17 protein-coding genes and 1 pseudogene are annotated in these 23,777 nt (G+C 71.6%); 10 read left to right on the top strand and 8 right to left on the bottom strand.

The features are described 5' to 3' along the window. Positions 1-7: 7 nt before the first annotated feature. Positions 8-880: a hypothetical protein gene (locus tag ACIRF9_RS31600; RefSeq protein ID WP_403828976.1), complete on the bottom strand. Its 873-nt coding sequence runs from the start codon at positions 878-880 to the stop codon at positions 8-10. 133 nt (positions 881-1,013) lie between these two features. Here ACIRF9_RS31600 and ACIRF9_RS31595 point away from each other — a divergent pair, with 133 nt between their 5' ends. Beyond that, positions 1,014-2,315 carry a sensor histidine kinase gene (locus tag ACIRF9_RS31595; RefSeq protein ID WP_403828974.1) on the top strand — a complete coding sequence of 434 codons (1,302 nt, stop codon included), beginning with the start codon at positions 1,014-1,016 and terminating at the stop codon, positions 2,313-2,315. Between the two features lie 13 nt (positions 2,316-2,328). Here ACIRF9_RS31595 and ACIRF9_RS31590 read toward each other — a convergent pair whose 3' ends face one another. Beyond that, positions 2,329-2,826 carry an SUKH-3 domain-containing protein gene (locus ACIRF9_RS31590; protein ID WP_403828971.1) on the bottom strand — a complete coding sequence of 166 codons (498 nt, stop codon included), beginning with the start codon at positions 2,824-2,826 and terminating at the stop codon, positions 2,329-2,331. Between the two features lie 70 nt (positions 2,827-2,896). Next, complete coding sequence (locus ACIRF9_RS31585) at positions 2,897-3,430, bottom strand: YwqJ-related putative deaminase (protein ID WP_403828969.1); 534 nt, start codon at positions 3,428-3,430, stop codon at positions 2,897-2,899. Between the two features lie 314 nt (positions 3,431-3,744). Here ACIRF9_RS31585 and ACIRF9_RS31580 point away from each other — a divergent pair, with 314 nt between their 5' ends. The 3 genes from ACIRF9_RS31580 to ACIRF9_RS31570 all read left to right on the top strand — a co-directional run bounded on the left by ACIRF9_RS31580 (position 3,745) and on the right by ACIRF9_RS31570 (position 8,852). Then, the gene (locus ACIRF9_RS31580) at positions 3,745-4,740 is read left to right on the top strand and encodes an SMI1/KNR4 family protein (protein WP_403828966.1); all 996 of its coding nucleotides are present in this window, start codon (positions 3,745-3,747) and stop codon (positions 4,738-4,740) included. Positions 4,741-4,747: 7 nt separating this feature from the next. After that, positions 4,748-7,759: an SUKH-4 family immunity protein gene (locus ACIRF9_RS31575; RefSeq protein WP_403828963.1), complete on the top strand. Its 3,012-nt coding sequence runs from the start codon at positions 4,748-4,750 to the stop codon at positions 7,757-7,759. Between the two features lie 205 nt (positions 7,760-7,964). Continuing rightward, complete coding sequence (locus tag ACIRF9_RS31570) at positions 7,965-8,852, top strand: cellulose-binding protein (RefSeq protein ID WP_403828960.1); 888 nt, start codon at positions 7,965-7,967, stop codon at positions 8,850-8,852. Positions 8,853-9,009: 157 nt separating this feature from the next. Here the strand turns inward: ACIRF9_RS31570 and ACIRF9_RS31565 are convergent, their stop codons facing one another. The 3 genes from ACIRF9_RS31565 to ACIRF9_RS31555 form a co-directional block, all read right to left on the bottom strand. Continuing rightward, positions 9,010-10,644 (bottom strand): cation acetate symporter, encoded by a 1,635-nt coding sequence (locus ACIRF9_RS31565; protein WP_403828958.1) that lies wholly within the window; start codon positions 10,642-10,644, stop codon positions 9,010-9,012. Continuing rightward, positions 10,641-11,069, bottom strand: coding sequence for a DUF485 domain-containing protein (locus tag ACIRF9_RS31560; protein WP_403828956.1), 429 nt, complete (start codon positions 11,067-11,069; stop codon positions 10,641-10,643). The genes ACIRF9_RS31565 and ACIRF9_RS31560 overlap by 4 nt, the downstream gene beginning before the upstream one ends. Before the next feature lie 169 nt (positions 11,070-11,238). Then, on the bottom strand, positions 11,239-12,864 hold the full coding sequence (locus ACIRF9_RS31555) for an MFS transporter (protein WP_403829439.1): 1,626 nt from the start codon (positions 12,862-12,864) through the stop codon (positions 11,239-11,241). A 536-nt stretch (positions 12,865-13,400) separates the two neighbouring features. Between ACIRF9_RS31555 and ACIRF9_RS31550 the strand changes: the two genes are divergently transcribed. From ACIRF9_RS31550 to mfd, 3 genes are all read left to right on the top strand, one after another. After that, positions 13,401-14,189, top strand: a complete 789-nt coding sequence (locus tag ACIRF9_RS31550; RefSeq protein ID WP_403828954.1) for an ABC transporter ATP-binding protein — start codon at positions 13,401-13,403, stop codon at positions 14,187-14,189. Next, complete coding sequence (locus ACIRF9_RS31545) at positions 14,186-16,768, top strand: ABC transporter permease (protein WP_403828951.1); 2,583 nt, start codon at positions 14,186-14,188, stop codon at positions 16,766-16,768. The genes ACIRF9_RS31550 and ACIRF9_RS31545 overlap by 4 nt, the downstream gene beginning before the upstream one ends. Positions 16,769-17,042: 274 nt before the next feature. Continuing rightward, positions 17,043-20,576 carry a transcription-repair coupling factor gene (mfd, locus tag ACIRF9_RS31540; protein ID WP_403828949.1) on the top strand — a complete coding sequence of 1,178 codons (3,534 nt, stop codon included), beginning with the start codon at positions 17,043-17,045 and terminating at the stop codon, positions 20,574-20,576. A 27-nt stretch (positions 20,577-20,603) separates the two neighbouring features. On the opposite strand, the gene ACIRF9_RS31535 is transcribed toward mfd, so the two are convergent. Further along, entirely contained in the window at positions 20,604-21,197 is a 594-nt protein-coding gene (locus ACIRF9_RS31535) for a TetR/AcrR family transcriptional regulator (RefSeq protein WP_403828946.1), read from the bottom strand. Positions 21,198-21,305: 108 nt separating this feature from the next. On the opposite strand from ACIRF9_RS31535, the pseudogene ACIRF9_RS31530 reads away from it, so the two are divergent. Beyond that, a pseudogene (locus ACIRF9_RS31530) lies at positions 21,306-21,569 on the top strand (hypothetical protein); the annotation flags it as partial. A gap of 117 nt (positions 21,570-21,686) precedes the next feature. Here the strand turns inward: ACIRF9_RS31530 and ACIRF9_RS31525 are convergent. Continuing rightward, positions 21,687-21,881: an antitoxin gene (locus tag ACIRF9_RS31525; protein ID WP_403828943.1), complete on the bottom strand. Its 195-nt coding sequence runs from the start codon at positions 21,879-21,881 to the stop codon at positions 21,687-21,689. Between the two features lie 193 nt (positions 21,882-22,074). Here ACIRF9_RS31525 and ACIRF9_RS31520 point away from each other — a divergent pair, with 193 nt between their 5' ends. Together ACIRF9_RS31520 and ACIRF9_RS31515 are read left to right on the top strand one after the other, a co-directional pair. Beyond that, the gene (locus ACIRF9_RS31520) at positions 22,075-22,824 is read left to right on the top strand and encodes an HNH endonuclease family protein (RefSeq protein WP_403828940.1); all 750 of its coding nucleotides are present in this window, start codon (positions 22,075-22,077) and stop codon (positions 22,822-22,824) included. 91 nt (positions 22,825-22,915) lie between these two features. Then, positions 22,916-23,659, top strand: coding sequence for an N-acetyltransferase (locus ACIRF9_RS31515; protein WP_403828937.1), 744 nt, complete (start codon positions 22,916-22,918; stop codon positions 23,657-23,659). Positions 23,660-23,777: the final 118 nt, after the last annotated feature.

Raw genomic sequence — 23,777 nt, 5'->3', positions numbered from 1 at the left:
TTGCTCGCTATGTCCGATTTTCTGGATCAGTTGCGAGCGCCGCCCCTACTATGCCGTACCAGGCGCCCTCCATGCGACGGTACAAGTCGGCGCTCTTGAGTACGTAGATGATCAGGCAGCCGCGATATGCCTCCTCGGTGTTCTTCCGGCTCGTCTTCGGGTTGTGCTTCTTGATGGTGGCCTTTTGGAGGGCGGAAGGCTCCACGCCTGCCAGTCCGGCCCAGAACTCTTCGGCGTCCTTCACGTTGGCCGACTCGTGGATGCTCACCCGGAAACGCAGGCGCTCGCGCTCCACGCCGAGTGTGTCGAGCCAGCGCAGGAAGAAGCTGATGACGTTCGGGTCGCTGTTGATGAAGTGCAGCCTCTCGCGGCGGCTATACGACTTGTCCTTGGCCCCTTCGGCCCAGTAGAGGGCCACTCCGGCTAGGAACACCTCCCGGTCGGACAGGTCCCCGACCGCTTGCTTGGCGACAGCCTTGACGTGCTGGCGTTCCTCCTCGCGGCGCTGCAGTGTGGCCTCCCAACCTCGCCTGGCGATAGCCGAAGCCTCCGCGGAATTGCGCTTGCGCTCCGGCTTCGGCAGATCCCGCACCCACAGCGAGATCGAGCTCTTCGAGCACCCCAGCTCCACCTGGATCTGGTCGTACGTCCACCCCTGGAGCCGTAGCTCCCTCGCCCTGTCCCTGAGGTCGTCCTTGGCGTTCGGGCGCTTCGTCCATTCAGGGGGCGGCTCGCCCTCCAGGAGGCGGTTGAGGATGTCGTTGTTGTCGACGTGCAGCGTGTCGCGGATCTGGCGTCGGCTGAGTCCCGCCCGCCGCAAGGCGACCGCCCGCTCCCGCAGCCCCTCGAAGTCCGCGTACTTGCCAGGTGCATGTGTCATACGCATACCGTCCGGCCGGAATGGGCGGTTCCGGGGTCGAACAATCACGGTTCACCTGTTCGAGGGAAAGTGCCGGGTTTCGGTCGATGAAAGTCGCCGGAAAGGGTGAGGGTCGCGCCCGTAGGCTGGAGGCATGACCACGACGGGGGAAGAGACCACGCCGGCAAGGAGGGGGCCGCTGTGGTGGCCCAGGTGGCGTAGTGCCGTGTTCGACTGGAGCCTGGCCGCCGTGTCCGCCGTGGAGTGCGCGGTGGAGGGGGTGCCGTTCGCGCGGGACGCGGGGATTCCGGTGGCGGTGGGGGTCGTGTTCGGGTTGCTCGCCGGGTCCGTGCTGGTGGTGCGGAGGCAGTGGCCCATCGCTGTCGTGCTGGTCGCGATCGCGATCACGCCGGCCCAGATGGGGTTCCTGATGGGGATCGTCGGGCTGTACACGCTGGCCGCGTCGGAGATGCCCCGGCGGATCATCGGCTCGCTGGCGGGGATGCAGTTGGTGGGGACGTTGATCGTGACGTTCGTGCGGGTGCGGCAGAGCACGGATCAGGGGCGTCTGACCTTCGGGGACTGGTTCATCCCGTTCGCCGCCGTCGTGATGTCGCTGGGGTTGACCGCTCCGCCCGTGCTGCTGGGCCTGTACGTGGGGGCGCGGCGGCGGCTCATGGAGAGTCTGCGGGAGCGGGCGGACAGTCTCGAGCGGGAGTTGCAGTTGCTCGCGGAGCGGGCGGAGGAGCGGGCCGAGTGGGCGCGGGGCGAGGAGCGGACGCGCATCGCGCGGGAGATGCATGACGTGGTCGCGCATCGGGTGAGCCTGATGGTGGTGCATGCGGCGGCGCTCCAGGCCGTGGCGCGGAAGGATCCCGAGAAGGCGGTGCGGAATGCGGCGCTGGTGGGTGACATGGGGCGGCAGGCGTTGACCGAGTTGCGGGAGATGCTGGGGGTGCTGCGGAGTGGTGGTGTGCGGGAGCGGGCGGCGGTGCCGTTGGTGGCGGTGGGGGTGGCTGCGGCGGCTGCGGCTTCGCGGGCTGCGGAGGAGTCGGGGGAGGGGCCGTGTCTGGAGGAGTTGGAGGAGTTGATCGGGCAGTCGGCGGCTGCGGGGATGGTGGTGGATCTGTCGGTGGAGGGGGAGGTGCGGTCGTATGCGGGGGAGATCGAGCAGACGGCGTACCGGGTGGTGCAGGAGGCGTTGACGAATGTGCACAAGCATGCGGCGGGGGCGAAGACGCATGTGAGGTTGGCGCATCGGGTGGCGGAGATCGCGATGCAGGTGGAGAACGAGCCGCCGCCGGAGGTGGGTTCGGCGGGTTCGGCGGGGTTGCCGTCGGGGGGTAATGGGCTGGTGGGGATGAAGGAGCGGGTGGTGGCGTTGGGTGGGGTGTTCGTGTCGGGGCCGACGGAGGCGGGGGGTTTTCGGGTGTCGGCGGTGATTCCGGCGTCGTAGGGCCGTGGGGGGTTTATCCGGCCGTGAGGCGGACGGGTTCGATGCCGGAGACGAGGGCGGCCAGGGCTTGGTCGATGTCGGGGCCGAGGTACCAGTCGCCGGTGTGGTCGAGGGCGTAGGTGCGGCCTTCGGCGTCGATGGCGAGGAGGGAGTGGGTGTCGGTTTCGGTGCCGAGGGGGGCGACGTCGGTGTCGAGGGCGCGGCCGAGGTCGGCGAGGGTGCGGGCCATGTGGAGGCCGTGGAGGGGGTCGAGGTGGAAGGGGGTGGGGGCGACTTGGCGGCCGGGGCCGGTGGGGGTGATGGTGAGGCCGCCGAATTCGGCCCAGGCTTCGACGGCGGCGGGGAAGACGGCGTGGCGGTGGCCGGCGGGTGAGGTGTGGTCGCGGAGGGTGTCGGCCCAGATCTCGGCTTGTTTGATGTCCCAGCGTCCGGGTTGCCAGCCGGCGGTGCGCAGGGCGGCGTCGACGGGGACGGGGAAGCGGGTGGTGGAGGTGCGCTGGTCGGGGTGCATCGGCCTTCGTTCGTCGTGCGTCGTTCGTGTTCGTCGTGGGGTGGTGATGGTGGTGGGTGCGGCCGTCGGGTTATTCGGTCGCTTCCGGGTCGACGATGCGGACGCCGAAGTGGGCGCTGAGGGCGGTGCAGGCGCGGCAGGGTGTGGCGAAGCTGCCGTGGAGGGGGTCGCCGTCCTCGCGGATGCGGCGGGCGGTGAGTTTGGCTTGTTTGAGTGCTTTGCGGGCTTCGCCGTTGGTCATGGGTTTGCGGGCGGCGCGTCTGCTTCTGGCGGCGTCGGCGGCGGTGAGGTGGCGTGAGATGAGGAGTGCTTCGGCGCAGCGGCCGGTGAAGCGGTCGCGTTGGGCGCTGGTGAGGGTGTCGAGGAAGTCCTGGACGAGGTGGTGCAGGGGTGGGGGTTGGTCGCCGCGGGCGGCGGTGCTGGTGAGGGTGGCGCCGCGGACGGAGAGGGCGGCGGCGATGGTGGGCAGTATGCCGTCGCGGCGGTGACGGAGAGTGGGGGCGTGGGGGGTTTCGGTGGTGGACCAGCCGATGCGGGGGTCGCCGGTTGTGGCCGGTTGCGGCCCGTTGTGCTGCCCCGTTTGCAGTGCGTTCATGATCGTCATCCCCTCCCGAGCATGCCCTCGGACGTCACAGGGTGCCAAATGGCGTGGCGGGTGCGGAAGCTGGGGCGGTGCGACACGCCCGGGTTTGGGCGGTCCGTAAGGGTGGGGTGACGGCTGGTCACGGAAGTGGAGGGGCTGGGGAGGAGGCCCGGTGACCCGTGTCGTCGTACCGCATAGGCTGTCGGCACCGTGATGCGCGCGGTGGGTGCGTGTCGGAGATGTTGGAGACAGTCGATACGGGGCGTGGTGGTTCGGGTCCGGAAGCGGAACCGGTCGCTGCGGGTCGTACCAGAGTGCCGCAGGGGGCAACCGCCATGACGACGAGTCGGCTCGGGCAGCAAGCTGCGCCGCCGAACGCGGCCTATGCCGGGCAGAACGTTCACTTTCCGGATCCGGTGCGGGCCGCGCGGCATCCGAGGGGGGTGCGGGTGGACGAGCACGGTTACCCGGACTTCTCGCCGTATGCGCGGGCGGCGGCGGAGATCGCCGAGCCGCCGGAGGGTTTCGGTGTCGACGAGTTGCGGTTGACGGACTATGTGTCGGCGAACGCGGCGTTGGCGGCTTCGGGGCATGAGTTGTGGGACACGGTGCCGGCGGTGGCGACTCCGCATGGCTGGACGTGGCATCACGTGGTGGGTTCGCGGCGGCTGGAGTTGGTTCCGGTCGAGGTGAAGGCGTTGTTGAGGCATCACGGTGGTCTGGCGACGGCGGTGGTGGATCAGTCGAAGCGGGGGACGCGGCCGTTGCAGGAGACGCGTCCGGCGCATTTCGGGCTGCCGAAGTCGGGTGGTGCGGTGACGGAGTCGCAGGTGCAGGGGGTGGAGGAGGATCTGGGGTATCGGTTGCCGGGGCCGTACCGGTCGTTTCTGAAGGCGGCCGGTGGGTGTGCGCCGGTGGGTGCGGCGCTGGACGCGGAGTTGGGGCTGCTGGTGGACCAGCCGTTTTTCACGGTGCGGGACGAGGCGGCGGTGAATGACCTCGTGTATGTCAACAAGTGTCTGCGGGACCATCTGACGAAGGACTTCCTGGGTGTCGGGTTCGTGCAGGGTGGGCTGCTGGCGGTGAAGGTGCGCGGCGAGCGGGTCGGTTCGGTGTGGTTCTGCGCGTACGACGATGTGCGGGACGTGGATCCTTCGTGGTCGCCGGCGGAGCGTACGCAGCGGTTGCTGCTGCCGTGCGGTGAGGACTTCGACGTGTTCCTGTCCCGGCTGGCCGGTAATCCGCCGGAGTTGGAGACGGTGGCGAATCTGATGGTGGACGGCGGGTTCGCGCGTGCGGTGTCCGTGGCGTCCGTCGGTGCGGGGGAGTGAGCTGGCGATGGTGACGTTCGCGCAGGCGCAGGAGCGCGCGGAAGAGTGGATCAACGGGGACGTTCCGGCGTACCAGCATCGTGAGGTGCGGGTGCGGGAGTTCGAGCTCGGGTTCGTGGTGTGGGCGGAGGACCGTGCGGAGGGGCCTCGGTCGGACGGGGGTGCGCAGCGGCTGGTGATCGCCCGGGACAGCGGGGAGGCCACGTTGTGGCCCGCGTTGCCGGTGGGTGAGGTGATCCGGCGTTACGAGGAGGAGTACGGCCGTCCGGCCGAGCCGCAGGACGCGGTGCCGGCGCCCGCGGCTCGGGTGGATCTGAATCAGACGTCGTTCTTGTTGACGCCGCCGGAGTGGTTGCAGGAGGCGGCGGACAAGTTGGGGGTCGGGGAGAGGCCGGGTGCCGGGGCGGGGTCCGGGTCCGGGGCTGATGCCGGTTCGGGGTCTGGTGCGGGATCCGGTGTGGGTGCCGGTGCCGGTGCCGGTGCCGGTGCCGGTGCGTCGGTGGGCGCCGGTGGAGGCGTGTCGCCCGATCCCGCGCTTCCTCGGACGCAGGCCGGTGTTGCGGGGAGCGGGCTGCCCCAGACGCAGGCCGGGGTGCCGACGGGGCCCGGGGCCGGTGTGCCCGGGGGCCCGGTCGCGGCGGTGCCTGCCGGGGCCACGCCCTGGACGGGGACGGACACCAACGGCGACTCCGGGGACGACCGTTCCGTACCGCTGCCCGCGACGGTCTTCGCGCCGCCGCTGAGCGGTTCCGACGAACCCGCGCCGCCGCCGGCCGGGTTGCCGGACGCCAAGACCGCGCTGATGAAGGGCGGCAGCCAGCTCCCGCCGACGGCGGTGGCCCCGGCGATGGACGAGTCGTCCGCGGCCGCCGCGGCGAGCGCGGCCGGTGCCGGGGGCGCGCCGGGGAACACGCCGGTTCCGCCGCCGCAGGGGCCGGCCGGGGCTTCGTACGGGTATCCGCAGGGGCCGGGTGGTCCCGTCGCGGGGCAGGGGGCTCCTCCTCCGCCGCCGCAGGGGGCGCCGTCGTACGGTTCTTCGCAGGCGGCCGGTGCCGCCGCGGGTGGGCCGGGGACTCCGCCTCCTGCGGGGGGTCCGCAGGGTGTGCCGCCGGCCGGGCCTCCCGGGGCCTCCTACGGGTATCCGCAGGGGCCGGGTGCGCCGGGGCGGCCGCTCGCGCCGAACGCCGGTGACATCGCCGACGCCGCGACCAGCAAGGCTGCGCCGCCGCCGCGCCGGGCGCGCGGTGGGGCGACGCCGCCGCCTCCGCCGTCCGCGCCGGGAGCCCCGGGAGCGCCGGGTGCCCGGCCGGGCGCCACGCCTCCGCCGCCCGGGCCGGGTGCGCCCGGTGCCGGGGCGGGTGGCTATGTGCCTACGCAGCTGGTGTCGGCCCTGGGGCCGGACGGACCGGCGGGTCCTGGGGGGCCGGCGGGTCCGGGTGGCGCCGGTGCGCCTGGGGGCGCGCCGCAGGCTCCGGGCGTCCCGGGGGTGCCGAACACGCCCGCTGGGCCCACCCCGCCGGGTGTGCCGAACACGCCGGGCGGTGCGCCTCCCGGTGGGGTTCACCATGCCGCGACGATGTTTGCCGACCCCGGGCGGATGGGGCCGGGCGGGCCTGGTGGGACCGGGGGCGCACCGCAGCCTCCCGGCGCTCCCGGTGCCCCAGGTGTGCCTGGTGCACCTCACGCTCCTGGTGCCCCCGGCACGCCGCAGGTTCCGGGTGCGCCGCAGGTCCCGGGCGCCCCGGGTGTGTCCGGTGCTCCGGGGGGCGCCCCGGGTGCCGCTCACCATGCGCAGACCGTGCTGGCCGGGCCCGCTGTGGGCGGCCCCGGCGCACCTCCGCCGCCGCCCGCTCCCGGAGTGCCCGGCGCGCCCGGTGCGCCTGGCGTACCCGGTGCTCCCGGTGCGGCCCCCGGTGCTCCCGGGATGGCTCCGGGGGTGGCCCCGGGCGGTCCTCAGGGCATGCCGCCGGGTGCGATGCCGCCGCCGGGTGTGCCCGTGGGTGGGCAGCCGCTGGCGTACGGGTATCCGCAGCAGCCCCCGGGGCAGCCGACGGTCGGTCCCGGCTACCAGGCCGTGCTGCGCTACCGGGCGCAGGACGGGTCGGAGCAGCAGGTGATCCGGCGTTCGGCGCCGGGCACCCCGCACCCGGAGTGGCAGATCTTCCACGAGCTGCGGGCGATGAACGTGCCGCCGGACCAGGTGCTGGAGCTGCACACCGAGCTGGAGTCGTGCGAGCTGCCGGGTGCGTACTGCGCGCGGATGATCCGGGAGCAGTGGCCGCAGGCGCGGATCACGAGCATCGCGCCGTACGGCACGGATCACGCGAGCCGGCAGCAGGGTATGCAGCAGTTGCTGGCGCACCAGGGCGAGTTGCACCAGGTGGCCGACGGTCCCGCGCGGCCCGCGCCGGTGCGGGCGCCGTTGCCGCCGGTGCAGCCGGTCCCGCCGATTCCCCCGGAGGCGATCGCGCAGGAGCTGGGTGCGGCGTTCGGGCCGGGCGTCTTCCGGTTCGAGCAGGCCGCGGTGGCGCGGCAGGGTGTGCCGCCGGTTGTGGCGCACACGCTGGTCGCGGCGGGTCTGCCGATGGACATGGGGCCGTTCTTCTGGGCGCAGGCCCAGCCGGGGCGGCCGGTGCCGACGCTGGCGGAGCTGGCGGCGGAGCGGGGTGTGCAGCCGGCGCCGGACGCGGGCTCGTACCTCGTCATGGGCAGTGACTTCGGCAAGGCGATCTGTGTGCAGTACGGCACGGCGAACATCGTCGCGGTGCCGGTGGAGGCGGGGCCGGGCGGTGGGTCGGTGCCGCCGCAGTTCGTGAACACGGGGCTGCCGGAGTTCGCGCGGTGCCTCGCGCTGCTGGGGCGGATGTGGCGGCTGCGGTTCGGTCTGAACCAGGAGCAGGCGGGTCGCTGGACCGTCGACTTCCAGGCCCAGTTGGCCTCGCTGGACCCGGCGGCGCTGGGTTCGCCGGAGAGCTGGTGGTCGGTGCTGCTGGAGCAGATGTGGGACGGGCTGCTGTGAGGCGTACGCCCCGCTGACACCCGGTGTGTCGAGGGCCGGGCCGGTCGTGTGACCGGTCCGGCCCTTTTTTCGTACCGCAGGGCCCGCGCGGCGATTTGCCTGCCCCCTGTGCCCGGAGTGTCGCGTTATGAACCCTTAAGCCCGATACATCAAGATATGCGGGAAATCATCATTTCGCGTCCGTCTGGTGGAGAGGGGCTGCAGCATGAGCAGCGCACGTGCGTCATCGCCCGGGTTCGTGACCGTTCTCGGGCGCGGCTACCGGCCCAAAGAAGTCGACACGTTCATTGCCGCGCTCTCCTCCGAACGCGACGCCGCCTGGGACCGGGTCACCCGGCTCACGGTGCTCGCCAAGGAGATGGTGGTGGAGGCCAAGCGGTTGCGCGAGGCCGTCACGGAGATCCGGCCGCAGACGTACAACACCCTCGGGGAGCGCGCACGGCGCGCCTTCGAGCTCGTACAGGAAGAGGCGACGGAGATGCGCGAGCGCGCTCGGCGCGAGGCGCAGGAGGAGGTCGCACAGGCCGAGTCGCACGCTGCCGCCCTGCGTGAGTCGGCGCAGGAACAGGCGGAGGCCACGCGTACGGACGCCAAGGAGTACGCCCACAAGCGGCTGCTCGCCGCGCGTGCCGAGGCGCAGGCGATCCGGGTCACCGCCCGGCGCAAGGTGAAGGAGTTCCGCGGTGACGAGCTCACGGCGCTGCGCGACGTGCGGTCGCGCACCGCCGGCATGATCGTCGACCCGAAGAAGGTGCATGCCGAGCTGTGGGCCGCGGCGGAGCGTGAAGCGGCCGAGCGGATCGCCGAGTTCGAGGCGAACCACGAACGCGCGGTGGCGCACGCCGAGGAGGCCGTGGTCCAGGCGCAGCGGGAGCTCGCCGAGGCCGAGGAGATGAACCGGCGGCGGGAGGAGGAGGCACGCGCGCGTGCCGCCCAGATCCTCGCCGAGGCCCGCCTCCGGGAGGACCGTATCTCCCAGGAGACGGAACGGGTGCTGCGCGAGCACAGCGAACGCTCGGACGAGGTGCGGGCGCACATGGACCAGGTGCAGGAGAGCCTGCAGGCGCTCACGGGGCGCCCGGCGGCGGAGTGACCGCCGACCCCCGTCGCCCGTCGCCCGGCAGAGCGGCCGCCGGCGCCCGTTGCCCGCCGTACGGCGGAGGGGCGTCGGCGGCCGTCGCCTGTCGCACGGGGAACCGCCGGCGCTGCCCGTTGCCCGCGGTGGGGCGAACGGCTGGGCGAAGTGGCCGTCAGTTCCCCTTCCGTGTCGCCCCTGCCAGGATCCATCCCTCCACGGCCTCGTACTGGTGGCGTTGTTCTTCGGCGCCGCGGCGGCCCGAGGCGAGGGTGCCCAGCCAGCCGAAGGCGAAGCCGAGGGGGACGGTGAGGATGCCGGTGGTGGTGAAGGGGAACCAGTTGAAGTCGGCCTCGGGGAAGGCGGCGACGGGCGAGCCGGAGACCAGGTTCGTGCCCGGCATGAGGAGCAGGACGGACAGGGTGCCGCCGATGAGGGTGCACAGCAGGCCCGTCCGGGTGTAGCGGCGCCAGAAGAGGCTGTAGACGAGGGCGGGGGCCAGGGCCGAGGCGCCCAGGCAGAAGGAGAGCGTGACCAGGGGCTGCAGGCTGCGGTGCTGGACCTGGGTGGCCAGCAGGATCGTCGGCACGCCGACGGCCAGCGCGGACAGGCGGGCCAGGAGCATCTCGCGGCGCGGGGACGTCTCACGCGCGCGTGCGGCGAAGACGTCGTGGGCGAGGGAGTTGGCGCAGGCGAGGATCATGCCGGCGACCGAGGCGAGGACGGTCAGGAAGATCGCCGTGGTGACGGTCGTGAACAGCAGGGTCTCCGCCAGGGAGACGTCCGCGCCGAAGGCGGCCCGCGAGCCCAGCAGATAGGCGGTGTTGCCCTGAGGGTCCGCCTGGGCGATCACCGCGCGGCCGATCAGAGCCGTGGCACCGAACCCGACGACTGTGATGACCAGCACGAACACGGCCACGCAGGACACCGCCCAGGACAGTGAGCGGCGTACCTGGCGGGCGCTGGAGGCGGTGTACATGCGCATGGTGATGTGCGGCAGGCAGGCGCCGCCCAGCACCACCGACAGCTGGGACGTGATCATGTCGAGGCGGGGGTACGGTCCGCCGGCGAACTCCAGGCCGGAGCTCAGGAAGGCGTCGCCGACGCCGCTGCCCTCGGCGGCCGCGTCGAACAGGGCGCCCGGGTTCCAGTCGAAGCGGCCGAGGACGACGAGCGCGACGGCGGCTCCTGAGCCGAGCAGCGTCACGATCTTCAGGATCTGGATGAGGGCGGTGCCCTTCATGCCGCCGATCGCCGCGTAGCTGATCATCAGGGCGCCCATGATCACGATGCAGCCGGTCTTCACGGCGTCGCCGGAGAAGCCGAGGATGAACGCGAGGAGCTGTCCGGTGCCCGCGAGCTGCACCAGCATCATCGGCAGCAGCGCGGCGAGGGTGACGGCGCAGGCGGTGATCCGTACGGCGCGGCCGGGCATCCGGCGGGCCAGGGCGTCGCCCATGGTGAACCGGCCCGCGTTGCGCAGGGGTTCGGCCAGCAGGAACATCAGCAGCATGAGCGACAGGGCCGTGCTGAGGGCGAGGACGACACCGTCGTAGCCGCACAGGGCGATGACTCCGCCGGTGCCGAGGACGGTGGCCGCGGAGATGTAGTCGCCGGCGATGGCCAGGCCGTTGCGCAGCGGGGACAGGGAGCGGTAGCCGGTGTAGAACTCGTCGAGGTCGTCGCGGTCGGGGCCGGTCATCACGCACAGCAGCAGGGTGACGGTGGCGACGGCGGTGAAGGCGACGAGGGACATGGTCTGTGCGTCGCCGTTGAACTCGGTGAGGGAGGCGGCGCTTTCGATGCTCATCGGGTGGCACCCCGCCTCGCGTCGACCTCCGACTGACGGCGGATGCGGTCCGCGATCGGGTCGACCCGGCGCCGGGCCGTCTGCTCGTAGACGGCGACGGCCACTCCGGTGACGGGGAGCTGGAGCAGGGCGAGGAGCAGCCCCGCGGGCAGTCCGGTGGTGACGTCGGCCGTCATCAGGGACGGCGCGAACGCGGACAGGACCAGGAACACGACGAAGTAGCCGAGCGCGGTGAGCGTGGCCACGCGGCGCTGGCGGCGGTAGGCGCCGCGCAGGATCCGCAGGTCGCTGTGGTGCCCCAGGGGGGCGTGGTCGGGGCGCCGCCGCGGTGGGGCGGGCGGCGCGGTCGGCGGCTGCCACGGGTACGTCGGATGCGACGCGGGTGGCGGCTGGTACGGGTAAGGACGTGACGGGTCGTGGGACATCCCGCTCCTTGCGTGGCTCGGGTCCGTGGCGGCGGACCGCAGGGAGGTGGGGGGTGCGAGCCACGCACGTTACTCGGGAGTACGGCGAACGCGAAGCCTTTTCACCAAACTGGTCGGTCGGTATGCGCTTACTGTGCGATGTGCTGCCTGACCTGCGGTGTTACCCGCGTTAACCCCGCTCCTCCACCGGCAGTCGCTCGCCCTGGTCCCCCAGGACCGGGAACCGCCGCGGCGCCACGCACAGCAGCACCAGGAAGGCGAGCGCGGCGGCGCAGGCGGCGCCCAGATACACGGCGTGCACGGCGCTCGCGACAGCGTGCCGGACGGACTCGGGCGCCGTACCGGCGTCGAGTGCGCGGGTGACGGAGTCCAGGTCGCCCGCGCCGCCCAGGCGCGCGGCCAGCACCCCGTTGGCGACCGCGCCGAACACCGACGCCCCGATCGTCTGCCCGGTCTGCCGGCAGAACAGCACGGACGCGGTCGTCGTGCCGCGCTCCGACCAGCCGACCGTCGACTGCACCCCCACGATCAGCGGCAGCTGGAACAGGCCCAGCGCCGCCCCGAGCAGCAGCATCAGCAGCGTCGGCTGCCAGGCCGCGCCCGGATACGGCAGGAACGGGAACGCCAGCAGGATCAGCGCCCCCGCGCCGATGCCGAGCAGCGCGGTGTCGCGGAAGCCGATGCGCCGGTAGACGTGCTGGCTGAGGGCGGCGGACAGCGGCCAGCTCAGCGTCCACACGGAGAGGACGAAACCGGCGGCCACCGGGCCCAGGCCCAGCACCGACTGGGCGTACGTCGGCAGGAACACCGACGGCGCCACCATCAGCAGACCCAGAGCGCCCAGCGCCAGGTTGACCGCCGCGATCGTACGGCGCCGCCACACCCAGCCGGGGATGATCGGCTCCGCCGCCCGGCGTTCGACGGCGACGACGAGCCCGGCCAGCGCCAGCCCCGTACCGAACAGGCCGAGCGACGGCCCCGACAGCCACGGCCAGGCCACTCCGCCCTGCACCAGCGCGGTCAGCAGCACCCCGCCGCACGCGAACACGGCCAGCGCACCCGCCCAGTCCACACGCGCGCGTGGGGACGATTCGGGTCCCGCCTCCCGGTGCGTACGCGCGCGTGGCGACGATTCGGGTCCCGCCTCCCGGTGCGTACGCGCGCGTGGCGACGATTCGGGTCCCACCTCCCGGTGCGTACGCGCGCGTGGCGACGATTCGGGTCCCACCTCCCGGTCCGTACGCGCGCGTGGCGACGATTCCGGTCGGGTCTCCCTGTGCGGTTCGTGCAGATGACGGACGATCAGCCACAACGCCACCGCGCCGATGGGTAGATTGACAAGGAAGATCCAGCGCCAGTCCGCGTACGCCGCGAGCACCCCGCCCAGGCCGGGGCCCGCGACCGCCGACACCGCCCACACCGTGGACAGCTTCGACTGGATCTTCGGCCGCTCCTTCAGCGGATACAGATCGGCGGCCAGCGTCTGCACCGTGCCCTGCAGTGCCCCGCCGCCCAAGCCCTGCACGACACGGAACGCGATCAGCGCCCCCATGTTCCAGGCGAGCGCGCACAGCAGTGAGCCGAGCAGGAACAGCGAGGCGCCGGCCACCAGCACCGGCTTGCGCCCGAAGGTGTCGGAGAGCTTGCCGTAGACCGGCAGGGTGACCGTCACGGCGAGCAGATAGCCGGAGAACAGCCAGGAGAACACCGCGAACCCGCCCAGATCGCCGACGATCTGCGGTACGGCCGTGGAGACGACGGTGGAGTCGAGGGCCGCCAGCGCCATGGAGAGCATCAGCGCGGCCACGACCGCGCCCCGCTTCCCCGTCCCGGTGTCCCGCGCGGCCCTGGTCCCGGTCCCGGTCGACGCGGGTCTCGCTTCCTCCACCGGATGCCCCTCCCCTTGCGTTCCCGTGCCCCTTGCACCTATCTGCCGGGGACAGCTTCCCACTTGGTCCGCGCGCAAGGGGCGGCCTTGACCTTCACGCGACGTGAGGGTGGAGCCTGGCCTGGCCGGAGGGTGGAGTCGACCCCGAGAGTCGCTCCACCCGGCGGTGGAGTGCCCCTAGGGGTACCTCCGTACTACGTCTTGGGGAGGGTTCGTACCGGCGGAGGACGAGACGGGCCCGGGTGGCTTCTTAACCTGGCTTTACGCCGTTGGGGGTGGCCAGCCCCAGCAGCGGAGGGTGGGGTTAACCCCCCGAGAAGACGGGTCCCGGCACCAGCGCGCCGGACCCTCTCCCGACGCCAGACTCTTCGACGTAGCGCTCCTCCCCACTCATCCACCGCGGCGGAGCGCGACCCACTCACTTCCGACATAGGAGACTTACCGTGACTTCGGCTGTGACCATTCCCAGGCACGGGGGCACTGGAGGGCGTACGGCCGTCGCCGCACGGGCGCGGCAGGTCGTCAAGGCCTACGGCTCGGGCGAGACCCGGGTCGTCGCGCTCGACCACGTCGACGTGGACATCGCCCGCGGCCAGTTCACCGCGATCATGGGCCCTTCGGGGTCCGGCAAGTCCACGCTGATGCACTGCCTCGCCGGTCTCGACACGGTGACGAGCGGTCAGATCTACCTGGACGAGACCGAGATCACCGGCCTGAAGGACAAGAAGCTCACCCAGCTGCGCCGGGACCGGATCGGGTTCATCTTCCAGGCGTTCAACCTGCTGCCGACGCTGAACGCGATCGAGAACATCACGCTGCCCATGGACATCGCGGGCCGCAAGCCCGACAAGGCGTGGCTGGACCGGGTCGTGGAGACCGTTGGCCTCGCGGGCCGGCTCAAGCACCGCCCGACCCAGCTCTCCGGCGGCCAGCAGCAGCGCGTCGCCGTGGCCCGCGCCCTGGCGGCCCGGCCCGAGATCATCTTCGGTGACGAGCCGACCGGAAACCTCGACTCACGCGCGGGTGCCGAGGTCCTGGGCTTCCTGCGCCGCTCGGTGGACGAACTGGGCCAGACGATCGTGATGGTCACGCACGACCCGGTGGCGGCCTCGTACGCGGACCGGGTGCTGTACCTCGCCGACGGCCGGATCGTCGACGAGATGTTCAAGCCGACCGCGGACACCGTCCTGGACCGCATGAAGGACTTCGACGCGCGGGGGCGTACGTCATGACCGTCATGAAGACCTCGATGCGCAACTTCTTCGCGCACAAGGGACGCATGGCCCTCTCGGCCGTCGCGGTCCTGCTGTCGGTGGCGTTCGTGTGCGGCACGCTCGTGTTCACCGACACCATGAACACCACCTTCGACAAGCTGTTCGCCGCCACCTCCTCCGACGTCACGGTGAGCGCGAGGGGCGCCTCGGACACCGGTGAGACGACCTCCGGGAACGGCAAGCCGCCGGTCATGCCGGCCTCCGTGCTCGGCAAGGTGCGCGAGGCGCGGGGCGTGAAGTCGGCGGAGGGGACCGTCTTCTCGACCTCCGTGACCGTCGTCGACGCCGACAAGGACAACCTCTCCCCGTCCAGCGGCGCGCCGACGATCGTCGGCAACTGGAACGCCAACGACGCCCGCACCATGAAGATCACCTCCGGTGCGGCGCCGAAGGGCTCCGGCCAGGTCATGGTGGACGCGGACACCGCCGACAAGCACCACCTGAGGCTCGGCGACGAGATCGGCGTGATCACCGCGGTCGGCACGCACACCGCGAAGATCTCCGGCATCGCCACCTTCACCGTCACCAACCCCGGCGCGGCGATCTTCTACCTCGACACGAGGACGGCCCAGCAGACCCTGGTCGGCGAGTCGAACGTCTACACGAACGTCAACGTCACGGCGGCCGCCGGGGTGAGCGACGAGCAGCTGAAGAAGAACGTGACGGCGCAGCTCGGCGCCGGCGGCTACCAGGTGCAGACGGCGAAGGAGACGGCCGACGCCAACCGGCAGGACGTCGGCGGCTTCCTGAACGTGATGAAGTACGCGATGCTCGGCTTCGCCGGGATCGCCTTCCTCGTCGGCATCTTCCTGATCATCAACACCTTCTCGATGCTGGTCGCCCAGCGCACCCGCGAGATCGGCCTGATGCGTGCCATCGGTTCGTCCCGCAAGCAGGTCAACCGCTCGGTCCTGGCCGAGGCGCTGCTCCTGGGCGTGACCGGCTCCGTCCTCGGCGTCGGCGCGGGCGTCGGCCTCGCGGTCGGCCTGATGAAGCTCATGGGCATGACCGGCATGAACCTGTCCACCGACGATCTGACGGTGGCCTGGACGACGCCGGTGATCGGCATGGTCCTCGGCGTCGTCGTCACCGTCCTGGCGGCCTACCTGCCCGCCCGCCGCGCCGGCAAGGTCTCCCCGATGGCCGCCCTGCGCGACGCGGGCGCCCCGGCCGACGCCAAGGCGGGTGCCGTGCGCGCCGTACTGGGTCTGCTGCTGACCGCCGGCGGTGGCTACGGTCTCTACCTCGCGTCCACCGCCGACAAGGCGAGCGAGGGCTCGCTGTGGCTGGGCCTCGGCGTGGTGCTGAGCCTCATCGGCTTCGTCGTCATCGGCCCGCTGCTGGCGGGCGCGGTCGTCCGGGTCCTGGGCGCGGTCCTGCTGCGGGCCTTCGGCCCCGTCGGCCGCATGGCGGAACGCAACGCCCTGCGCAACCCGCGCCGCACCGGCGCCACGGGCGCCGCCCTGATGATCGGCCTCGCGCTGGTCGCCTGTCTGTCGGTGGTCGGCTCGTCCATGGTCGCCTCCGCGACCGAGCAGCTCGACAAGACCGTCGGCACCGACTTCATCATCCAGAGCGACAACGGCGCGCTGATCACCCCGCAGGCCGTGCGGGCCGTGAAGTCCACGCCGGGCCTGGAGCGGGTCACCGAGTACAAGTGGACCAAGGCCGACTTCACCACTCCCGACGGCAAGACGCTCGACGACACCGCGATCACCGCGGCCGACCCGAGCTACGCGACGGACCTGCGCACCGAGACGGTCGCCGGCAAGCTCGCGGACGCCTACCGGCCCGACTCGATGTCCGTCCACGAGACGTTCGCGAAGGACCACGGGATCCACCTCGGTTCCAAGGTCTCCGTGGCCTTCGAGGACGGCTCGACCGCCCGGCTGACGGTCCGCGCCATCACCAGCAGCGACGTCGTCATCGACCAGGGCGCGATGTACACGTCCATCGACACGCTGAAGAAGTACGTCCCGGCCGGCAAACTCCCGCTCGACCAGCTGGTCTTCGCCTCGGCGAAGGAGGGACAGCAGGACGCGGCGTACAAGTCGCTCAAGTCCGCGCTGCACGACTACCCGCAGTACACCGTCCGCGACCAGACCGACTACAAGCAGGCCCTGAAGGACCAGATCGGCCAGCTCCTCAACCTGATCTACGGCCTCCTGGCGCTGGCGATCGTGGTGGCGGTGCTGGGCGTGGTGAACACCCTGGCCCTGTCGGTGGTGGAACGCACCCGCGAGATCGGCCTGATGCGGGCCATCGGCCTCTCCCGCCGCCAGCTGCGCCGCATGATCCGCATGGAGTCGGTCGTCATCGCCCTCTTCGGCGCCCTCCTCGGCCTCGGACTGGGCATGGGCTGGGGCGCCACCGCCCAACAGCTCCTCGCCCTCGAGGGCCTCAACGTCCTCGACATCCCCTGGCCGACCATCACCGGCGTCTTCATCGCCTCGGCCTTCGTGGGCCTCTTCGCGGCCCTCATTCCCGCCTTCCGTGCCGGCCGCATGAACGTCCTCAACGCCATAGCGACCGACTGATCCTTCCCGAGGGGAACGGGGGACCACGGCCCGGCGCCGAGAAGCCACGGGGGGCTTCTCGGCGCCGATCCGTGGGGTCACGTGTTCCGGTCCGCGCTCGGCAGGGGTGTCTCATGGGCCCCGGGGTTATCCACAGCCCCCGGCGAACGGCGGCGCCCCGTCGTACTCTGGACACCCCCGGCCCGTGACACGCGTCGGGCCCTTCGCGTTGCCCACCCGGACCGGGTACACGCGTACCCCCGAAGCCCCGACCCCTCGGACGGAAAGCCCCTCCATGAGCCTGCACGGTCTGCTCGACGCCGTCGTCAAGGACACCGCCCTCGCGGAAGCGATCCCCGCGGCCGCAGACGGCAACCGCATGCACATCGACCTGGTCGGCCCCCCGGCGGCCCGCCCCTTCGCGATCGCCGCGCTGGCCCGCGAAACCGGTCGCCCGGTCCTCGCGGTCACGGCCACCGGCCGCGAGGCCGAGGACCTGGCAGCCGCCCTGCGCTCCCTGCTCCCCCCGGACGGCGTCGTCGAGTACCCCTCCTGGGAGACGCTCCCGCACGAGCGCCTCAGCCCCCGCAGCGACACCGTCGGCCGCCGCCTCGCCGTCCTGCGCCGCCTGTCCCACCCCCGCCCCGACGACCCCGAGACGGGCCCGGTCTCCGTCGTCGTGGCCCCCGTGCGCTCCGTCCTGCAGCCCCAGGTCAAGGGCCTCGGCGACCTGGAACCGGTGGCCCTGAGGACAGGCGAGCAGGCCGATCTCGACGAGACCGTCGAAGCCCTTGCGGCGGCCGCCTACGCGCGCGTGGAGCTCGTCGAGAAGCGCGGCGAGTTCGCCGTACGCGGCGGCATCCTGGACGTGTTCCCGCCCACCGAGGAACACCCCCTGCGCGTCGAGTTCTGGGGCGACGACGTCGAGGAGATCCGCTACTTCAAGGTCGCCGACCAGCGCTCGCTCGAAGTCGCCGAGCACGGCCTGTGGGCCCCGCCCTGCCGCGAACTCCTCCTCACGGACGACGTCCGCTCACGCGCGCGTGCCCTCGCCGAACAGCACCCGGAGCTCGGCGAGCTGCTCAACAAGATCGCCGAGGGGATCGCGGTCGAGGGCATGGAGTCCCTCGCGCCGGTCCTCGTCGACGACATGGAGCTGCTGATCGACGTACTGCCGAAGGGCGCGATGGCCGTCGTGTGCGACCCGGAGCGGGTACGCACGCGTGCCGCGGACCTCGTGGCCACGTCCCAGGAGTTCCTGCAGGCGTCCTGGGCGGCCACCGCCGGCGGCGGCGAGGCGCCCATCGACGTCGGCGCGGCCTCCCTGTGGTCCATCGCGGACGTCCGCGACCGCGCCCGCGAGCTGGACATGATGTGGTGGTCGGTGTCGCCGTTCGCCGCGGATCTGGAGCTGGAGGCCGACACCCTCCAGCTCGGCATGCGCGCGCCCGAGACCTACCGCGGCGACACCGCGAAGGCCCTCGCCGACACCAAGGGCTGGCTCGCCGACGGCTGGCGCGTCGTCTTCGTCACCGAGGCCCACGGCCCGGCGGCCCGTACGGTCGAGGTGCTCGGCGGCGAGGGCGTCGCCGCGCGCCTCGACGCCGACCTGGCCGAGCTGAGCCCCTCCCTCGTGCACGTGTCGTGCGGCTCGATCGACTACGGCTTCGTCGACCCGGCGCTGCGCCTCGCCGTCCTCACCGAGACCGACCTGTCGGGCCAGAAGGCGGCCGGCAAGGACGGCGCGCGCATGCCCGCGCGCCGCAGGAAGACCATCGACCCCCTCACCCTGGAGGCGGGCGACTACATCGTCCACGAGCAGCACGGCGTGGGCCGCTACATCGAGATGGTGCAGCGCACGGTCCAGGGCGCCACCCGCGAGTACCTGGTCGTCGAGTACGCCCCCGCCAAGCGCGGCCAGCCCGGCGACCGCCTGTACATCCCCACCGACCAGCTGGAGCAGATCACCAAGTACGTCGGCGGCGAGGCACCCACCCTGCACCGCCTCGGCGGGGCGGACTGGACGAAGACGAAGGCGCGCGCGAAGAAGGCCGTCAAGGAGATCGCCGCCGACCTGATCAAGCTGTACAGCGCGCGGATGGCGGCCCCCGGGCACGCCTTCGGCGCGGACACCCCGTGGCAGCGCGAGCTGGAGGACGCCTTCCCGTACGCGGAGACCCCCGACCAGCTGACCACCATCGCCGAGGTCAAGGACGACATGGAGAAGACGGTCCCCATGGACCGTCTGATCTGCGGCGACGTCGGCTACGGCAAGACGGAGATCGCGGTCCGTGCCGCCTTCAAGGCCGTCCAGGACGGCAAGCAGGTCGCCGTGCTCGTCCCGACGACGCTCCTCGTCCAGCAGCACTTCGGCACGTTCAGCGAGCGCTACGCGCAGTTCCCCGTGAACGTGCGGGCCCTGTCCCGCTTCCAGACCGACACGGAGGCCAAGGCCGTCCTGGAGGGCCTGCGCGAGGGCTCGGTGGACGTCGTCATCGGCACCCACCGTCTGTTCTCCTCGGAGACCAGGTTCAAGGACCTCGGTCTGGTCATCGTCGACGAGGAGCAGCGCTTCGGCGTCGAGCACAAGGAGCAGCTGAAGAAGCTCCGCGCGAACGTCGACGTGCTGACCATGTCCGCGACCCCGATCCCGCGCACGCTGGAGATGGCGGTCACCGGCATCCGCGAGATGTCGACGATCACCACCCCGCCGGAGGAGCGCCACCCGGTGCTCACCTTCGTCGGCCCGTACGAGGAGAAGCAGATCGGCGCCGCCATCCGCCGCGAACTGCTGCGCGAGGGCCAGGTCTTCTACATCCACAACCGGGTCGAGTCGATCGACCGCGCGGCCGCCCGTCTGCGCGAGTTCGTGCCCGAGGCGCGGATCGCCACCGCCCACGGCCAGATGTCGGAGTCGGCCCTCGAACAGGTCGTCGTCGACTTCTGGGAGAAGAAGTTCGACGTGCTGGTGTCCACGACCATCGTCGAGTCCGGCATCGACATCTCCAACGCCAACACCCTGATCGTGGAGCGCGGCGACACCTTCGGCCTGTCCCAGCTGCACCAGCTGCGCGGCCGGGTGGGACGCGGAAGGGAGCGCGGCTACGCCTACTTCCTGTACCCGCCGGAGAAGCCCCTGACGGAGACCGCCCACGAGCGTCTCGCCACGATCGCCCAGCACACCGAGATGGGCGCCGGCATGTACGTGGCGATGAAGGACCTGGAGATCCGCGGCGCGGGCAACCTGCTCGGCGGCGAGCAGTCGGGCCACATCGCGGGCGTCGGCTTCGACCTGTACGTCCGGATGGTCGGCGAGGCCGTCGCGGACTACCGGCGGCAGCTGGAGACCGGCGAGATCGAGGAGGAGCCGCCGCTCGAGGTCAAGATCGAGCTGCCCGTCGACGCGCACGTCCCGCACGACTACGCCCCCGGTGAGCGGCTGCGTCTCCAGGCCTACCGGGCCATCGCCTCCGCCAACTCGGAGGAGGACGTCAAGGCCGTACGCGAGGAACTCGTCGACCGCTACGGCAAGCTGCCCGAGCCGGTGGAGAACCTGCTGTTGGTGGCGGGCCTGCGCATGCTGGCACGCGCGTGCGGCGTCGGTGAGATCGTCCTGCAGGGCACCAACATCCGTTTCGCGCCGGTGGAGTTGAGGGAGTCGCAGGAGCTGCGCCTGAAGCGCCTGTACCCCGGCTCGGTCATCAAGCCGGCCGTCCACCAGGTCCTCGTACCCCGGCCGAAGACCGCGAAGGTCGGCGGCAAGCCGCTGGTCGGGCGGGAACTGCTGGGCTGGGTGGGGGAGTTCCTGGCGTCGGTGCTGGGGTCGTAGGAGGGCTTCCGTGTGCGCGCGGGCGGCTCAGCCGGAGGGGAACAGCGACATCGGCAGCCTGCGCAGCACCTCTTCCGGATCGTCGTCGCCGAGCAGGCCGTCGAGGTTGTGGTCGAGCAGGAGCGTGGCGAAGCCATGGGCCAGGGACCAGACGGCGATCCGGGTCAGCCGGGCGTCCGTGTCGTCGCCGGTGGGTGCGGGGGGCGTGGCGGCGGCGGTGGGTGCGGGGGGCGTGGCGGCGGCGATGGCGTCCGTGAGGGCGGTGCGGGACAGGGCCTGGGCCGTGGTCAGCTCCAGGTCGTCGGTGTGCAGTAGTCCGGGCGTGAACATCACCTGGAAGTGGGCCGGGTGCCGGCGGGCGAAGCGGACGTAGCGCACGCCCGCGTCCCGCAGGTCCGTCGCCCTGGCGAGCGCTTCGGCCAGCAGGCCGTGCCCCTCCGCCGCGATCGCCGTCAGCAGGCCGGTGCGGTCGCGGAAGTGGTGCGCGGGTGCGGCGTGCGAGACGCCGGCGCGGCGGGCGAGGTCGCGCAGGCTCAGGGCGGAGGGGCCGTCGGTGGCGATGACGTCGAGCGCGGCGGTGAGGATGGCGCGGCGCAGATCGCCGTGATGGTACGGGCTCATGGGACAGCAGACTACGACGAATCTAGCCATTGACAAGTTGGGGGCGCTTCGGGCAATCTTGTCGTTGTCAAGTTGTGGCGTATGCCGAACAGGACGAGGGGGAACGTCATGTCCGAGAACCAGGTGAGGGCCCAGGTGGAACCGGCCCGGGCCCGCGGGCTCTGGCACCTGCTGGAACCACTGCACGCGGTGCTGTACTACGCGCCGGAGGTCTTCGAGGAGGCCGCCGCGCTCGGCCTGTCCGCCGAGGACCGCTGGTCGAGCTACTTCCCGTTCCGCGCCGCACCCCTGGGCCCGGTCGGCAGCAAGGCGGTGACCTCCGCCTTCTACAGCTTCGCGCCCGGCATGGTCGCCCGGTATGTCGCAGAGGCTGCCTGAGCCAGGAGTCCCCTCCCCTTAAGGGAGGGGAGGATTCAATGTGGTGCGTGGGCCCCCACCCCCTCCCCTCCCCCTTGTGGTCTCTCCGGTGGTGACGGCGGGTGCAGCGTGCTACTGCCCCTCGGGCCGGTCGGGCCGTTCGCGGTCCATGCCGAGCGGGCCCTCGATCCTCTGCTGGGCGTCGTCGACCTGGCCCTCGTACTTGTTGCCCGTCCTCTCGTTGACCTTCCGCTCCGCGGTGTCGGACATGCCCTTGGCCTTGTCCTGTGCCGCCCGGCTGTGCCTGAACCTGTCGAAGATGCCCATCCAGAGCTCCTTCCGGAGGTGACTCAACACCGACGATATTCCCGAGATGTGAGGGATGCCCACTTGGGACCGTGGTGGTCTGGACCTCCCGGATGCCGCCACACGCCCCATCGGTACGGTGTGCACCAGCATCCGCCGGGGAAACCGCCCTGTGCGGGGTGGCAGCGGGCAGGCAAGGGGAGGGGCGCGCGAGATGCGTCTGAGGGGTGGGGCGGCGACCGCCGCCATGCTGATGTGCGCGATGGCCACCGCGACGGTGGCCGGCTGCACCGACCAGACCGGGCTCGGGTCCGGTTCGGGGTCCGGATCAGGGTCGGGGTCGGGATCGACGGCGAGCGGGGGAGCGGCGCTCGCGGCCGCCGAGTCGCTCACGGTGAAGGGGCGCGCGCCCAAGACCGGCTACGAGCGGGACGAGTTCGGCAGCGCGTGGGCGGACACGGACTCCAACGGCTGTGACACCCGCGACGACATACTCAAGCGGGATCTGGAGGAGGTGAGGTTCACCGGCGGCGACTGCAAGGTGTCCTACGGGGTGCTGGAGTCGGACCCGTACTCCGGCAAGGAGGTGACCTACCGGCGCGGCGCGAGCAAGGTCGACATAGACCATGTCGTCGCCCTCTCCGACGCCTGGCAGAAGGGCGCCAAGTACTGGGACGACAGCAAGCGGATAGCCCTCGCCAACGATCCCCTCAACCTCCTGGCGGTCGACGCGAGCACCAACCGTTCCAAGGGCGACGGCGACACGGCGACCTGGGTGCCGCCCAACAAGGCCTACCGGTGCGTGTATGTCGCGGCGCAGGTCGCGGTGAAGAAGAAGTACGGCCTGTGGGTCACGGCGGCGGAGAAGTCCGCGATGGAGCAGATCCTCTCCTCCTGCCCCGACCAGAAACTCCCCACGGGCGGCAACCCGACCAAGGCCCCGGAACGCTTCCACGCGAACTGAGCCCCACCGGGCCCGCGCCCCGGCCTCCGGCCGGCCTCCCCGCCCCGAAAACCCGTTCCTGCCTGCGTGTTTCCTCACCTACGGTGACCTCATGAAGTTCAAGGTCTCCTGTCTCGCCGATCGCCCCGAGATGCTCGGACCGGTGGAGGGCATGCCGGATACATGGGCGGAGTTCACGACCCAGGACGCCGTGGGCAACGCGCACTACCCGCGGATTCCCGTCGAGTTCCCCGAGTATGTGCTGTTCGCGCAGGACGAGCGGGGCGAGGTCGTCGCGCATGCCTACAGCGTGCCGTTCGTCCTGCGTGCCGAGGGGCGGGGCGAGTTGCCCGCCAGGGGCTGGGACCAGGTGCTCGTCTGGGCCTTCGCCGATCAGCGGCGCGGGGCGCGGCCGGACACGGTGAGCGCGATCTCGATCGTGGTCGCCCCGCACGCCCAGGGCCTGGGCCTGTCCGGGCTGATGCTCTCGGCGATGCGGGACAACGCCCGGGCGAAGGGGTTCGGCGAGGTCGTCGCCCCCGTCCGGCCGAACGCCAAGCACCGGGAACCGCACACCCCGATCGAGGAGTACGCCCATCGGGTGCGGGAGGACGGGCTGCCGTACGACCCGTGGCTGCGGGTGCACGTGCGGGCCGGGGCGAGCATCGAGCGCGTGGCGCCGGCGTCGATGACGGTGGCGGCCTCGCTGGCGGAGTGGCGCCGCTGGACCGGCCTGCCGTTCGACGCGCAGGGGGACATCGAGGTGCCCGGCGCGCTGGTGCCGGTGCGGTGCGAGCCGGACCGGGACTACGCGGTGTACGTCGAGCCGAATGTCTGGATGCGGCACCCGCTCTAACAGTGCCTGCTTCAACACTCCCCGCTGCAACAGTCCCCCACGTATGAACACTTGGTGCGGAGGGATCGATGAGTCGGTAAAGGAGTTCACAGGCGGCAAACGGGCGTGATTCAGCAAA

The organism is Streptomyces sp. NPDC096132, from assembly GCF_044763345.1.
Taxonomy (GTDB): Bacteria; Actinomycetota; Actinomycetes; order Streptomycetales; family Streptomycetaceae; genus Streptomyces.
The sequence above is the reverse complement of the archived record's forward strand: the minus strand, read 5'-3'. Positions and strand labels throughout refer to the sequence as shown.